This window comes from Mycobacterium attenuatum (assembly GCF_900566085.1).
Taxonomy (GTDB): domain Bacteria; phylum Actinomycetota; class Actinomycetes; order Mycobacteriales; family Mycobacteriaceae; genus Mycobacterium; species Mycobacterium attenuatum.
Map to the genome: position 1 here is coordinate 1 of NZ_UPHT01000105.1, position 14,775 is coordinate 14,775.

At 65.3% G+C, this 14,775-nt stretch carries 14 protein-coding genes and 1 pseudogene; 12 read left to right on the top strand and 3 right to left on the bottom strand.

Annotated elements, in window-relative coordinates:
* The 3 genes and pseudogenes from EET13_RS17450 to EET13_RS17460 form a co-directional block, all read left to right on the top strand.
* The coding region (locus tag EET13_RS17450) for an ABC1 kinase family protein (protein WP_136623182.1) at positions 1-1,160 on the top strand (1,160 nt) is incomplete at its 5' end.
* Positions 1,147-1,617 carry a cytochrome P450 gene (locus EET13_RS17455; protein WP_244603969.1) on the top strand — a complete coding sequence of 157 codons (471 nt, stop codon included), beginning with the start codon at positions 1,147-1,149 and terminating at the stop codon, positions 1,615-1,617. The genes EET13_RS17450 and EET13_RS17455, both read left to right, overlap by 14 nt.
* A 7-nt stretch (positions 1,618-1,624) precedes the next feature.
* Positions 1,625-2,020, top strand: a pseudogene (locus tag EET13_RS17460) (DUF3556 domain-containing protein); the annotation flags it as partial.
* On the opposite strand, the gene EET13_RS17465 reads toward EET13_RS17460, so the two are convergent.
* A complete protein-coding gene (locus EET13_RS17465) occupies positions 2,005-3,111 on the bottom strand; it encodes a sulfotransferase family protein (protein WP_122443464.1) in 1,107 nt (368 codons plus the stop codon). The pseudogene EET13_RS17460 and the gene EET13_RS17465 sit on opposite strands and share 16 nt — an antisense overlap.
* Positions 3,108-4,547: a cytochrome P450 gene (locus tag EET13_RS17470; protein WP_122443465.1), complete on the bottom strand. Its 1,440-nt coding sequence runs from the start codon at positions 4,545-4,547 to the stop codon at positions 3,108-3,110. Before EET13_RS17470 ends, EET13_RS17465 begins: the two co-directional genes overlap by 4 nt.
* 319 nt (positions 4,548-4,866) lie before the next feature.
* Between EET13_RS17470 and EET13_RS17475 the strand changes: the two genes are divergently transcribed.
* Entirely contained in the window at positions 4,867-5,229 is a 363-nt protein-coding gene (locus tag EET13_RS17475; RefSeq protein ID WP_122443470.1) for a YidH family protein, read from the top strand.
* Positions 5,226-5,558, top strand: a complete 333-nt coding sequence (locus tag EET13_RS17480; protein WP_122443466.1) for a DUF202 domain-containing protein — start codon at positions 5,226-5,228, stop codon at positions 5,556-5,558. The genes EET13_RS17475 and EET13_RS17480 overlap by 4 nt, the downstream gene beginning before the upstream one ends.
* A gap of 51 nt (positions 5,559-5,609) precedes the next feature.
* Here the strand turns inward: EET13_RS17480 and EET13_RS17485 are convergent, their stop codons facing one another.
* Positions 5,610-6,311 (bottom strand): haloacid dehalogenase type II, encoded by a 702-nt coding sequence (locus tag EET13_RS17485; RefSeq protein ID WP_122443467.1) that lies wholly within the window; start codon positions 6,309-6,311, stop codon positions 5,610-5,612.
* Positions 6,312-6,689: 378 nt separating this feature from the next.
* On the opposite strand from EET13_RS17485, the gene EET13_RS17490 reads away from it, so the two are divergent.
* The 7 genes from EET13_RS17490 to EET13_RS17520 form a co-directional block, all read left to right on the top strand.
* The gene (locus EET13_RS17490; protein ID WP_122443468.1) at positions 6,690-9,770 is read left to right on the top strand and encodes an ATP-binding protein; all 3,081 of its coding nucleotides are present in this window, start codon (positions 6,690-6,692) and stop codon (positions 9,768-9,770) included.
* 240 nt (positions 9,771-10,010) lie between these two features.
* Positions 10,011-11,891, top strand: coding sequence for a serine/threonine-protein kinase PknD (locus EET13_RS17495; protein ID WP_122443471.1), 1,881 nt, complete (start codon positions 10,011-10,013; stop codon positions 11,889-11,891).
* Between the two features lie 283 nt (positions 11,892-12,174).
* The gene (locus EET13_RS17500; protein ID WP_122443472.1) at positions 12,175-12,489 is read left to right on the top strand and encodes a PE family protein; all 315 of its coding nucleotides are present in this window, start codon (positions 12,175-12,177) and stop codon (positions 12,487-12,489) included.
* The gene (locus EET13_RS17505; protein WP_122443469.1) at positions 12,486-13,757 is read left to right on the top strand and encodes a PPE family protein; all 1,272 of its coding nucleotides are present in this window, start codon (positions 12,486-12,488) and stop codon (positions 13,755-13,757) included. The genes EET13_RS17500 and EET13_RS17505 overlap by 4 nt, the downstream gene beginning before the upstream one ends.
* A gap of 81 nt (positions 13,758-13,838) precedes the next feature.
* Positions 13,839-14,132 (top strand): type VII secretion system protein EsxG, encoded by a 294-nt coding sequence (esxG, locus tag EET13_RS17510; RefSeq protein ID WP_036402608.1) that lies wholly within the window; start codon positions 13,839-13,841, stop codon positions 14,130-14,132.
* A gap of 38 nt (positions 14,133-14,170) precedes the next feature.
* Complete coding sequence (locus tag EET13_RS17515) at positions 14,171-14,461, top strand: WXG100 family type VII secretion target (RefSeq protein WP_036402606.1); 291 nt, start codon at positions 14,171-14,173, stop codon at positions 14,459-14,461.
* Between the two features lie 152 nt (positions 14,462-14,613).
* The coding region (locus tag EET13_RS17520; RefSeq protein WP_136623183.1) for a PE domain-containing protein at positions 14,614-14,775 on the top strand (162 nt) is incomplete at its 3' end.

Here is a 14,775-nt window from a genome sequence, read left to right on the forward strand (position 1 = left end):
TTTCCGGATACCAGGCCGCACTGGCGCACCTGCAGGCCGATGCCCCGCCGATGGATGCGGCCCTGGCCCGCGAGGTGCTGCACGACGATCTTGGCCGGCCCGCCGAGGAGGTCTTCGCCGAGTTCGCTGGCGAGCCGATGGCCGCTGCCTCCATCGGGCAGGTGCACCGGGCGGTACTGCACGATGGCCGCCCCGTGGCAGTCAAGATCCAGTATCCGGGCGCGGCCGAAGCCATCCGCGACGATCTGGCCAACACCGAACTGCTCGCGAGCTTCTTGCGGCTGGTGTCAACGACGTTGGGCAACGTGATTCAGGCCGACGTCAAGCGGGCCGCGCGCGAGGTCGCCGCTCGCATCAGCGAGGAAATCGACTACCGCCACGAAGCGGCCAACATCACCGTATTCGCCGCGCTGTACCGCGACCACCCGTTCATCCGGATCCCGGAGGTCGTTGCGGAAGCATCGGGTGATCGGGTGTTGACCATGACCTACCTGGACGGAATGGATTGGGCTGCGGCACAGGAGGCCGATCAGGAACTCAAGAACTGCTGGGCCGAGGCCATCTTGCGGTTTGCCACCGGCTCGGCCCGCCACGCGAATCTGTTTCATGCCGATCCGCACCCCGGCAATTACCGGTTCGGGCCCGACGGGCGGATCGGCTTTCTCGACTTCGGTTGTGTGAAGGTCGTTCCCGAGCCGTTTCGCTACAAATACATACACACGGTGCGGGCGGCCTTGGACGGGCGCACTCACCAGCTGCGCGAGCTCATGGTGGACGCGGGCTTTCTGGCGGCCGATTCCGGCCTCACCGGCGCCCACGTGTATCAATGGTGGGCCGAGATCCTTCAGGAGGCCCTGGGCCCGCAGCCAGTCACCTTCACCACAGACACCTCGCGGCGAGCGGTGCGCGCACTGGTGCCGCTGTCGCCCGACCACCCGGTGCGCCGCATGTCGCTACCCGAAGATCTGGTGTTCATGTCGCGAATCAGCCTCAACGTCAACGCAATATGCGCCATGCTCGGGGCCAGCGTGCATGCCCGGTCGATCGCCGATGACCTCGACGGCGTCGCGGAGCCGATCACGCCGTTGGGCAAGCAGCATTGCGCCTGGGTGCGCAGACGCGGCCTGCCGTTCGGGCTGGACCGCCATGACCATCCCTAGCGCAGCGACGCCCCGGCTGCCGTGGGAAGCCGCCGACCCGTACCCGTTCTACGAGCGACACCGCAACGGCAGCGATGTGGTATGGAACTCGACCGCGCAGAGCTGGCTGGTATTCGGCTACCGCACCGCACAACAGGTGCTCGGCGGATCGGGATGGTCGATCGACCCGCGGGCCAACCCCTACGCGAGGAATGGGGTCGATGACGCCGGTAGCGCCTTGGTCGAACGGTCCATGCTGTTCACCGACGGTGACGAGCACCTCCGATTGCGCGGGTCGGTACGCGACGTTTTCACGCCGTCGTTCATCGAGGGTCTCACCGAGGGCGTGCAATCCATCGCCGCGGCGATCATCGACCATCCCCCAACCGGGACCGTGTTCGACTTCATGACCGCCATCTGCCTGCCCCTGCCGCTCGCCGTTATCGGCGAGTGGATAGGACTGGACGTGGGAACATGAACCCGAAGAAATCCCGGCCTATTTGGGGTATGCCCTGCGCGCCTTGAGCAGCAGCGGGCGGGCGCTGTTCACCCTGGCACACCGGGCCATCCCGACAGGCCGCGAATCCGGCTACACGATCGTCGACGGCGCATGGATATGCGCCGCAGCGACGGGCCTGCATTTCGCCGACGGCACCATGCACAGCGAGCAGTTGCTCGCGGCCCTGCAGCGTCGACACCGGTTCGAGCCCGGTGAGGTTCGCATCGTGGTTCTCGATGCTCAACCCATTCACCGGCCCGACCAGCAGTATCGGCTGGTCGACGTGGCCACCGGCCAGTTCCAGCGCGGTCGGGTACAGGTCGCCGATCTGGTCAGCCGCCAGCCATGGGCAGTGGACGTGCCGGTTTACCGGTATCCGTAACGGTCGATGACCTCGCCCCAGTGTTGCGTGACGGTCGCCCGTTGTTCGGCGGTCACTTGATAGGTGTTGGTTTCGTAGTCCGCCCGCTCGGCGAAATACCGGCGCAGCCGCGGCCGCAGCCGTTCGAAGTCGCCCAGCCTCAGGTGCTCGTACAGTCGGCTCAGCTGACCTTCGGGATCGGCGACCAGGTCCTCATAGCGCAATTCGTAAAAGCTGGACGGGTCAACGAGTTTGCGTCCCTCCTCTAGTTTTCGGTACAGGTCGACGTAGGTGGACAGCACCTTGTCGTCCAGCCCCGCGAACGTCGGTCGCTGCAGGGCGTGTATCCGGGTGAACGCTTTGTGAAGGTGAATCGTCGACGGGTAAACGACTTTCGGGTCTCGGACGATGTGGATGAACTTCGCTCGCGGAAAAACATCCAGCAGTACCTTGATCCGCAAACTGTGAAGAGGGTTTTTCAGGATTACCGTCTTTCCGCGGCGAAAGTACAGTCGCTGGACGAAGCGAAACAGGGTTCGTTTCCACGCTTCCAGCTCTCGCGGTGTCAATTGCTCCAAGTCCAGATATCGCTCGTGTGCCAGCGGCCGGTTGGGGAACGCGATAGCCAGGTATGGCGACGGCAGTCCCTGCACGCACCAGATGAATTCGTCTTCCTGCGGGTGTTGCAGGCTCAGCTCCATGTTGTCCATGGGCCGATGCTTGGGCACCAGGAAACCCGCCCAGGGCGCGAACCACTCCGTCACCAGGAAATGCTGCGGTGCAAGGCATTCGTAGCCGGTGGGCGCGGTGTGGTGATCGTCAAGGGTCAGCAGTTCGTGCAGCAAGGTGGTCCCGGTACGCCAGTGCCCGACGATGAAGATCGGCGGATCGGCAATCACCGTTTCCGCCACACGCCTGCCGAACACAGCCTGCTGGCACAGTCCGAGAACGGAATTGACCACACTGAGAAACGTGTAGAGCACCGCGAAATGCCAGCGGCTCCAGTGCACCGCAAAACGGTTATGGATCAACAATCGAACCCAGGCGGTGAAATTGCAGCCGATCCAAAGCGGCACCGCCCACTCGTGCCACCGTGAGCGGGGCGTCTTCATCGAGATACGCGGGGTGCCACGGCAACGCGGAGCCGGGTCGGGCCGCGAAGATTGGCGTTCGTCGTCCACGCCGGCGGCTCGACTACCTCTATCCGGTCGATTCTTCTGACGATCTCGCCGAGCACGGCCTGGCCTTCCATCCGCGCCAGCTGGGTCCCGGGACACAGGTGGATGCCGGAGCCGAACGCCAGATGGCCCGTCGGGTTGCGGTCGGCGCGAAAAACGTCCGGGTCGTCGAATTGGCGCGGGTCGCGATTCGCAGCGCCCCATGCCAGCAGTACCAGCGAGCCCGCCGGAATGACCGCACCGCCCACGGGATAGTCGACCCGCGTTGTGCGGCAGATGCTTTGGATCGGAGACACGAAGCGAAGTTGCTCCTCGAGCGCCGGGGCGATCAGTTCGGGTCGCCGCGACAGGAGCCCGAGCTGATCGGGAAACTCGGCGAGCGTGAGGAACAACGTGCTGAGCAGATGCGCGGTGCTTTCATAGCCGGCAACCAGCAGCAACACCGCGAAAAAGAAGAATTCGTCATCGCTGAGGTGACCGTGGTCGGCATACGCGGCGAGCCTGCCGATAACAGAGTCCTCTGCCAGTAGCCCATCGGCGCGCCGCTGCGTGAACAGGGCACGCAGCCGCCGAAAACCGTTGAAGCCCTGCACAAGCGAAACCAGCCCGCAAGCCGACAGCGCAACGTCGGTGATCCGAGCCGCCTGGTTGGACAAGCGGCAGAACATGGCCTCGTCCGGTCCCGGCACGCCCAGAACGGTGGTGATGGTGCGCATCGGCAGCGGCGCGGCCACGGTGGCGACGACGTCCGCGGGTGTCCGGGCCAGCAGTTCAGCCACCAATTCCTGGGCCAGTTGGTTGATCATCGGACGCCAGGACTCCAGCGCTCCGCGTGCCATAGTCGGTGCCAGCTGCTTGCGTAACCGGGTGTGTGTCGGCGGGTCAGCGGTGGGAAGGAAGGGCAGACATCCACGGGAAAACGTGACTCCCCCGGCGCTGGACAACCCATGATGGTCGCGCGCGGCTTCGCGGACGTCGGTGTATCGACTCAGGATGTAGACGTCGCGTTTGGGGTTGTACTGGATGCGCTCGCCCGCCAGAAGCTCGCGGTAATGCGGGTACGGGTCGGCGGCTGTCACCGGATCGAACGGATCGAAATCGGTGAGCTGCACATGTTTGCCGGCGCGGCTGCCGTCCAGTCTCGATCGGACCTTGCCGGCGGCCCTGAGCGCTAGTCGCTTCGCGACCTCCGGGCCATAGGTCCCGACCACCCGCGCATCGCGCCACAGCGCGTTCATCTGGAGTTCCGACCAGCCCGTCGACCGTAGAGTCGAACCGTAGCTGGTCCTTGGTAAGCCACGCGCTATTGGACAGCCGCTGTGCGGCGCCGCCACTTCGGAACTCGTCATAGCCCTCCGATACCGGCCCATATAGGCACCTACATAGACCGAGCTAGCTCCGAACAGTGACAGAGTAGCGGCGGGCCAGCCGCTGGGTGGCCAGTTGGGCAAACCGGCACGAACCTGAAACCGCTGGTCAGGTGCTTAGGACGACTAAATGTAGGGGTGGCCGTCTCGACGGCAACGCAGCAACGATCGGACCCGGGAGCATCGGAAGAGAGTCGCCTTCTCACCACAGCATTCCACCGCGCCAGCGCGCCAGCCCTGGCTACACTCGGTCGACGCCGAAGCCCTGTCCCCGACTTTCTCTGGGAGTTGCCCCGTGGCCGATAACCACACGCCCGCCAGCATGCAGGGCGCTGACGGCCCCGCGGAGACCGATCCCGACTACCGGTTCACCCTGGCCAACGAACGGACGTTCCTAGCGTGGCAGCGCACCGCCCTGGGGCTGCTCGCCGCAGCGGTCGCACTGGTACAACTCGTCCCGGAGCTGGCAATCCCCGGTGCCCGCCGGATGTTAGGGGTGGCGCTCGCGGCGCTGGCAATCCTCACCAGCGGGATGGGCCTGCTGCGCTGGCGGCAGGCCGATCGTGCCATGCGCCGCGGCCTGCCCTTGCCCCGTCATCCCACTCCCGCATACCTGGCGGTGGGTCTGGCCGTGGTCGGGATCGTGGCGCTCGGCTTGGTGATCGTCAAGGCAGTCCGGGGTTGAGCCAGCCGACGGCGACCGGCGAGACATCGGATCGCGGTCTACAGGCAGAACGCACGACGCTGGCCTGGACCAGGACGTCGTTCGCATTGCTGGTCAACGGGGTGCTACTCACACTCAAGAATCTGCATAGCCACCAGGGACCGGCGGGTTTGATCCCGGCGGGCCTGGCTGCCCTTGCGGCTTCGTGCGGCTACGCGATCGCCTGGCAGCGGCAACGAACGCTGAGCCGGCCCCGACCCGCGCGAATCACTGCCCGCCGTCAGGTCTACATCGTCGGGTCAGCGGTGCTGGTGCTCATGGTTGTGACCGCACTTGCCCAATTGCTGTAGCGCCATCTCAGCGCAATCGCGTTGTGCTGAACCGCATTTAGGCAAACCCGGTCAGCAACCGAGCTGATCGGCAAGGTCGAGGAAATCAGCGGCGTTGATGTCGAACTCGTCCTCGTAAACCACGTCGGCGTCACCGCCGGGACCGAATTCCAGCGGGCGCGCGACAAAGGCGGTGCGGAACCCGAGTTCGGCCGCGGCACGGATGTCGTACTTGTGGCTTGCCACCATCATGATCTCGGCGGGTTCGAGTCCGAGGTAGGTCGCGGCCATGTGGTAGACGGCCGGATCAGGCTTGAACGCCCCCACCATCTCCGCGGCGAAAATCGCATCCCACGGCAAACCCGCCCGTTTGGAAATGTTGATCACCGCACTGACGTCGGCGTTCGACAGGGTGGCTAACGTGTAGTCGCGTTTCAGCCGGGTCAGTCCGGCCACCGTGTCCGGCCACGGCCTCAGACGCTGCCAGGCCAAGGTGAGTTCATCGCGCTCGGCAGCGGAGAAATCGGTGATTCCGGATTCGTCGAGGACCGTGTCCAGGGAGCGCCGATACACCGAGGACACCGAGATCCACTTGCCATGCTCGCTCGGTGCGGCCTTCAACGTGGTGAAGTAACCCGCACGCCAGCGGGTGACTACCTCGGCCCAGTCAACGCCGGGGTGTCGGCCGGCGCTGATGCGCTGAGCTTCCTCACAGACAGTCGAATGGAAATCCGTCGCCGTCCCTTGCACGTCGAAAATGATCGCTTTCACCATGGGTTCATCATGCAGCCTGGCCGCAAACCAGAGGCCGGCGCGCCGCCAATCACGGCGCGTTACCGCAGCGTCGCAGGGGTGCTTTGACGAGCTATGCGAATTTCGACGTTTGGCCTGATGGCGGCGGCAAGTGTCGCGCCGACCGGTGCCGCTGCGACAATGTCTGGCGCCTGGGCCTGCGAGTTTGAATCACGGTCAGGAAATATCTTTCCTTCTTGGCACCTGGCTCGGCACATTGCTCGGCACCGGCTCGGCAACTGGCTCGGTATCCCCGGGTATCGCCAAGTACGTCCGCCCCACTGCCGCCGCTCGCACACCCGCCCCGCCCGGTCACTACTGCGCGAGTTGTTCGCCTTCGGTCCCCGGGCGCTGGATACCATGAGCCGACGCGCGGAGATTCCGCTGCTGACCTGGGATGAGTTGGGTGTGAGCGAGTTGCTGCCGACGGGGACGGTAACGCTGCTGCTGGCTGATGTCGAAGGCTCGACGCGGCTGTGGGAGACCCAGCCCGAGAACATGACCGCGGCGCTGGCCCGGCTCAACACGACCGTCAACAGGGCCGTCGCCGCCCATCACGGGGTGCGCCCGCTCGAGCAGGGCGAGGGTGACAGCTTCGTGGCCGCATTTACCCGTGCCAGCGACGCGCTGGCCTGCGCACTGGAATTACAGCGAGCACCGCTGGCGCCGATAAGGCTGCGCGTCGGAATCCACACCGGCGAGGTTCAGCTGCGCGACGAATCCAACTACGCCGGCCCCACCATCAACCGCACGGCGCGGCTGCGCGACCTGGCCCATGGCGGCCAAACCGTGTTATCCGGGGCGACCGAGCCGCTGGTTGTCGATCGGCTCCCCGCCAGGGTGTGGCTGGCCGATCTGGGCAGCCACCCGTTGCGGGACCTGCCACGCCCAGAGCGCGTCGTCCAGCTCTGCCACCCCGACTTGCGCAACGAATTCCCGCCGCTTCGCGTCCGCAATATCGCTGCATCGCATAATCTCCCGGCGCAGTTGACGAGCTTCGTCGGGCGCCAGGTCGAAATGGCGGAGTTGCGTCGTCTGGTCGCTGGCGAGCGGCTGGTGACATTGACCGGGGCCGGCGGCGCCGGCAAGACCCGCCTGGCGGTACAGGTCGCCAACCAACTCGGCACCGAGTTCAGCGAAGGGCTCTGGTACGTGGACCTCGCTCCCATCACCGACCCCGACGTCACTCCGGTGACCGTTGCCCGCGCCCTGGGTCTGCCCGACCAACCGGGCCGCTCCACCACAGACTTGCTGGTCCGATTTATCGGCGAGCGCAAAGCCCTTCTGCTGCTTGATAATTGCGAACATCTGCTCGACGCGTGCGATAGCCTGGTCGTCACGCTGCTCGCGGCCTGCCGGCGGCTGACGATCCTGGCCACCAGCCGCGAGCCGCTGGGAGTGCCCGGTGAGCTGAGCTGGCGAGTGCCGTCGCTGTCCGTGACCGACGAGGCCGTCGAGCTGTTCACCGACCGCGCCCGCCACTCCCGCCCCGAGTTCGGTGTCGACGACGAAAATATCGCGCTGGTCGAAGAGATCTGCCGACGCCTGGACGGCATGCCGCTGGCGATCGAGCTTGCAGCAGCACGTATTCGGGCGTTGTCGTTGCAGCAGATCGTCGACGGGCTGCATGACCGGTTCCGGTTGCTCACCGGCGGTGCGCGCACCGCGGTGCGACGCCAGCAGACGCTGCGGGCCTCGGTGGACTGGTCGCATGCGCTGTTGACCGAGCCCGAGCGGGTGCTGTTTCGCCGGCTGGCGGTGTTCGCCGGCGGATTCGATCTCGATGCCGCCCAAGCCGTTGCCGCCGGCAACGAAGTCGAAAGTTACCAGCTGCTCGATCAACTAAGCCTGTTGGTCGACAAGTCGTTGGTGGTCGCCGACGACACCGGCGACGGAATGCGATACCGGTTGCTGGAAACCGTGCGCCAGTACGCGCTGGAAAGGCTCGACGAGTCTGCCGAAACCGACGAGGTGCGCACCCACCACCGCGATTACTACACGGGTATGGCCGCCGAATTAGAGGCAAGGGGCCATTGGGCCGACGAGCGACTGCTGCATTGGGCGCAAACCGAAATCGACAATCTGCGAGCGGCCTTCACCTGGAGCCGGACAGCCGGCGCCCCGGACACCGCCCTACAGCTCATATTGTCGTTGCGGCCCTTGTGGTTACGGGGCGGGCGCGTCAAAGAGGCGCTGGCGGGCCTGTCGGCCATCTTTGCCGACGCGGATCGCTCGGCAATAGCGCCAGCGGTGTGGGCGGGAGCGGTGGCCCAGTACAGCATCCTGGCCAGCTGGGTTGGCATCCCAGCCGAGCTGGGGCGGGCACAGGAGGCGCTGGCCGTCGCTCGAAAGCTCGACGATCCGGGACTGATCGCGCGCGCCCTGATCGCGTGCGGGATGCTTGCCCTCTACGATCCGCGGGTATCTCACCCTTACCTCACCGAGGCGATCGATCTGGTCCGGGCGATCGGTGATCGCCGAACGCTCTGCCAGATCTTCAGCTATCAGGCGACCGCGGCAGTCATGGCTGGTGAACCCATCCCCGCGATCACGGCCGCCGAACAAGGGCGCGAGCTCGCCGATGAGCTGGGCGACCGGTTCTTCTCCCGGAACTGTCGTGCCTGGCTGAGCACTGCGTTGATGATTCGGGGAGACCTCGCCGGGGCAGCGGGGATGGCCCGCGGTGTGATCGAGGAAGTCGAGGCAACCGGTGACCTCACCATGGCGGTATTCAGTTACGTCAGCCTCAGCGAAGTGCTCTCATTCCACGGCCAGGCCGACGCTGCCCAGACCGCAGCGCAGTCCGCGCTGGAGGCCGCAACCATGATGGGCGGGTATTTCGCTGACGCGGTGTACTCGGTGTTCGCCAACGCCGCCCTGGCCCGCGGTGACGCCGTGGCAGCCAGGACGGCGGCCGAGACGGCCCTGCGCCAGACCAATCCGCTGCGCGAGGTGTTCACCAGGAGCGTTGCCCCGCTGCCTGAGGCCTTGTTGGCATGCGGTGAACTGACCGCCGCCCGCCGGCTGGCCGATGAGATGGTGGCGGTGGTGCCGGGCTGGTATCGGATGATGGCGCTGCTGGCGCGCGCGTTCGTCGCACTGGCACAGGGAGAGCCGGAGCAGGCCGGGCGCGACGCCCACGATGCCCTCACGGTGGCCGCCCGCACCCAGGGGTATCTGCGAGTGGACGACACGCTGGAATGCCTTGCCCGCCTTGCTGTCAGCGACGGCGACCATCCGTACGCGGCGCGTCTGCTGGGTGCGGCGGAGGCGATCCGGCAGCGCATGGGCCATCCCCGCTTCCCGATGTATCAGGCGGGGTATGACGCTGCTGCCGCTTGCATTCGAGAGGCGTTGGGGCAACGCGATTTCGATGCCTGCTGGGCGGCGGGGGCTCACCTGTCCACCGCGGCGGCGATCGGGTATGCGCAGCGCCGTTAGTGCGGCCTTGTGCGCGAGCAGACACAGAGTCGCCCGCGCGGGGTCCGCGCAGTGCGACTCTGTGTCTGTTCGCCGGGCTTCGCGTGCGACGGCCTCCCGCGCAACGAACCGGTAGTTTCGTGGTGGCTGGCCCACACCCCGACACCGGGTCGACAGCGCCGTGGCGCGTCGAAATGCCTGCAACTGTTGCCGGTGCCGCGTATGGTCTGGCCAGTTGCTGGCGGTTGCTGGGAGGGCTCGTTGGAGGGAACTTCGTTCGGAAGGTACCGCCTGGTCGAGTTGCTGGGCCGTGGCGGCATGGGCGAGGTGTGGCGGGCCTATGACACCGTCACCGACAGGGTCGTCGCACTCAAGATTCTGTCCGCCGGGGTTTCCGACGACGCGGTATTCCAGCAGCGGTTCCGCCGCGAAGCTCATGCGGCCGCACGGTTGAGCAGCCCGCATCTGATACCGATCCACACCTACGGGGAGATCAGCGGACGGCTGTTCGTGGACATGCGGTTGATCGAGGGCCGCGACCTGCAGTCGGTGCTTAGCGGGGGGCCGCTGCCGCCGGCGCGGGCGGTGCGCATCGTCGAGCAGGTTGCCAAGGCGCTGCACGCCGCCCACCGCGACGGGCTGTTGCACCGGGATGTCAAGCCGTCCAACATTTTGCTCGACGCCGACGACTTCGCCTACCTGATCGATTTCGGAATCGCCCGCGCGGCGGGCGAATTGAGCTTGACTGTCACCGGCGATGTCATCGGAACCTGCCATTACATGGCCCCGGAACGGTTCAGCACCGCGCAGATCGATGCCCGTTCGGATATCTACTCGTTGGCTTGTGTGCTCTATGAGTGCTTGACCGCGCAGCGCCCCTTCCCCGGTGACATCGAGGAACAGATCACCAGCCACCTCGAGGCGCCGCCGCCGCGGCCGTCGAGCCTTATCCCCGGGCTGCCGGTGAAGTTGGACATGGTCATCGCCAAAGGGATGGCCAAGAATCCCGACGACCGCTACGAGACCGCGGTCGAATTGGCCAGAGCCGCCCATGAGGCCCTGACCGCGCCCCCGGTGCAGCCGCCCATTCGGACCCCGCCAACTCGCCACCCCGTCGGTGCGCACGCCCACCCGGACACTCGCGGTCAACCACGCTCGCCGCGACAGAACATCCCGGCCCCGCCGACGATGCCGCGGCAGCTGGCAGAGGCGCTCTCGGTCCCAGGGCAACAACCCGCCGCCGGCCCACCGGCGGAGGCGACACGGTCACCGTCGCGGCCATGGTGGCGCCGCAAGGCCGTCGCCATCTCGGCCGCGGCCCTGCTCACGGTGGCTGTCACTGTTGCGGCCATGGTCACCGTCAGCAAGCTGGGTCCGCAACGCTCTGAGTTTCAGCAAGTGGTGCTGCCTTTCACCGGCCTTCGTGATCCGCAAGGCCTATCGGTCGACAGTGGGGGCACGGTCTACGTCGGTGACACCCTGCACAATCGGATACTGGCATTGTTCGCGGGATCGACCACTCCGGTCGTGCTGCCTTTCGACGGCCTCAGCTATCCGACCGGTGTGACAGCCGACAACAGCGGCACCGTCTACGTCAACGACGCCGGCAACAGGCGGGTCGTGGTACTTCCTGCCGGCTCGAAAACCCAAGTCACCCTGCCCTTTACGGATCTGAGCAATCCGACCGGGTTGTCGGTAGACAGCAGCCGCACCGTCTATGTCACCGACACGGCGAAGAACCGAGTGGTCGCACTGTACGCCGGTTCGAATGCGCAGTTCGTTCTGCCCTTCACCGGCCTAAGCGATCCAACCGGTTTGGTGGTCGACGGCAGCGGAACAGTGATCGTCGCCGACGGCGGCAACAATCGGGTTCTGGCGTTGCCGGCCGGCGCGAACACCCAGTCGACGCTGCCGTTTACCGGACTAAAGCAACCCGGCGGCGTCACTGTGGACAGCGACGGGGCGGTCTACGTCACTAACAAGGGCAACGGCCGGATACTGAAACTCCCGCCGCGCTCTTCGACACAAGTCGAGCTGCACTTCACCGGTCTCGATAATCCATGGGGTTTGGCGGTCGACAACATGGGCACGGTCTACGTTGGCGGCCGCAACGACCAGATAGTGGCGCTGCGGCAGAAGTAGGCGGGCAGTGTTTGCTCGGCTCAGTTTCAGTTGTCCTGCCGCGCAACCGAATCGGCGAGTCCGAGCCGTTTCCGATCACCATCGTCGCAGCTCGCAATCCGAGATCACCGGCGCAGTCCCGTATTCACCGCTCCCCAGCAAACTGGGTAACCGAACCGACACGCCGGGGTTGACACACACCCTTGACGTGTGCAACTGTCTCCAATACGCTCGTATTGTATTTGATACATATGTATGCGTAGTTGATTACCGCAGCCGGAGCTCGATCGGAAGGGTTGTGTCGGTGACGTTGTGGGTGGTTCCTGAAGGGTTGGCGGATGCGGCTGGCGCCGTCGAGGCGTTGAGCGCTCGGCTAGCGGCCGCGCATGCCGCTGCCGCACCAGTGATTTCCGCGGTAATACCACCGGCGGCCGACCCGGTCTCGTTGAGCACCGCAGCAGGCTTTAGCGCCGGCGGTATCGAACACCTGGGCCTGGCCACCCAAGGAGTCGAAGAACTGACCCGCTCCGGAGTGGGCCTCGGCACCGCCGGGGCCAGCTACGCCGCCGGCGATAGCACAGCAGCACTGACCTACGGCCCAACAGGCGGTGCAATATGAGCGCACCCATCTGGATGGCCAGCCCACCAGAAGTGCACTCAGCGCTGCTCAGCGCCGGCCCCGGACCCGCCTCGCTGCTCACCGCCGCCGCCCAATGGTCCACGCTCAGCACCGAATACGCCGCCGTCGCCGAAGAACTCACCACCGTACTAGCCGCAACCCACACCCTTGCCTGGCACGGCCCAAGCGCCGAAATCTGCGCAGCCGCCTACGCACCGTATCTGGCCTGGCTAACCCAAGCCAGCACCGACAGCGCCGCCACCGCCGCAGTCCACCACAGCGCCGCAACCGCCTACCTCAGCGCCCTGGCCGCCATGCCCACCCTGGGCGAACTGGCCGCCAACCACACCACCCACGCAATCCTGCTGGCCACCAACTTCTTCGGCATCAACACCATCCCCATCGCCCTCAACGAAACCAACTACGTGCGCATGTGGATCCAAGCCGCCACCACCATGAGCGCCTACGAAACACTCACCACCACCGCACTAGCCACCACCCCACACACCACCCCCGCACCCCCCATCATCAAACCCGGCACCACCCTCACCACCACCGCCGCCCAAACCACCCTCACCCCCTTCCCCTTGTGGGAGATCCTGGAATATATTGCCCGATTCATTCTGAGCGAGGCCATCCTTATTGTCGGATTCTGGGCTCTTCTTCTCACCGTCTGGGTTGTACCACTGCTTTTTGCTGCCGCTGCAATAGCATGGTGGGCAGGTAATGCCACTCTTGCGTATGATCTCGTTGTTGCAGCTCTGTTCTACGTGGTGGCAATTCCGGTGTTCGGGATCTCAAGTGTGCTTGGGTTTTTCTTGGCGCCTCTGCATGTCATCGGGATCGTGATTGACTGGATCATCGGAAACCTGACCTTGATTGGCCCGGCGTTGGCGCCCTCGGCAGCTGCGGCATTGGCGTCGCCAAGCTCTGCCGCTGCTTCAAGTGCGGCCGCTCCCCTGATGGATATAGCTGTCGGCGCACCGTTGGCGGCCACTCACGTCGGCGCGGTCGAGCCGGTTGCCGGTGTGTCGGCGGTGGTTTCGCAGGCGCAGTTGGTATCGGCGGTGTCGGCGGGGTCTCAGGGTGCCGGCGCTTTGGGGTTTGCCGGCACGGTCGAACACGGTGCTGTGCAGCCTGGCGGATTAACCACCGTTGGAGATGTCGAGTTCGGCCACGACACGCAGGTGCCGATGTTGCCGGCCACTTGGCACCCGGATCTGGTTGGGACAGCTGCTGATAGCAGATTAGCCCTGAGTGCTCTGTGACGTATCGCGGCCACATCGCGGCTACATCGCGGCCACAAGGCCGCACGGATTTAACAACACCGAAATGACAGGAGACATGTTGTGAGCTTGTTGGATGCCCACATTCCGCAGTTGGTAGCGTCGCAGACCGCATTTACCGCCAAAGCCGGACTGATGCGTCACACCATCGGTTCGGCCGAGCAATCGGCGATGTCAGCACAAGCGTTTCATCAGGGCGAGTCCGCCGCGGCGTTTCAGGCCGCGCACGCACGGTTCGTCGAGGCCGCCAGCAAGGTCAACGCCCTGCTAGACATCGCGCAGGCCAATCTCGGTGACGCCGCCGGCACTTACGTGGCTGCCGACGCGGCCGCAGCGTCAAGCTACACCGGATTCTGAGCCGACCACCACTGCCCATTCCCGAAAGGAAATTTCTGATGTCACAAATCATGTACAACTACGCGGCGATGCTCGGCCACGCCGGAGACATGTCGGGATACGCCGGAACCCTGCAAGGCCTGGGCGCCGACATCGCAAGCGAACAATCCGCACTGTCCAACGCCTGGCAGGGCGACACCGGAATGACCTACCAGGGCTGGCAAGCCCAGTGGAATGACGCCATGCAAGACCTGGTGCGCGCCTACCACTCCATGGCCTCCACCCACGAGTCCAACACCCTAGCGATGAACGCCCGCGACATCGCCGAAGCCGCCAAATGGGGAGCCTAAACCCGCAACAAAACAACGCGTCCGACGCGGTGCACCGATCGTCAAATCACCTCGGCCAGAAGCTCGAAAACCCCGCAGTATCAGAATTTCCGGTGCTGCGTGTTCGCCGATAAAGCGTCCGCCAGCTGACATTCATGGAAAGGGTTGTGTCGGTGACGTTGTGGGTGGTTCCTGAAGGGTTGGCAGGTGCGGCTGGCGCCGTCGAGGCGTTGAGCGCTCGGCTAGCGGCCGCGCATGCCGCTGCCGCACCAGTGATTTCCGCGGTAATACCACCGGCGGCCGACCCGGTCTCGTTGAGCACCGCAGCAGGCTTT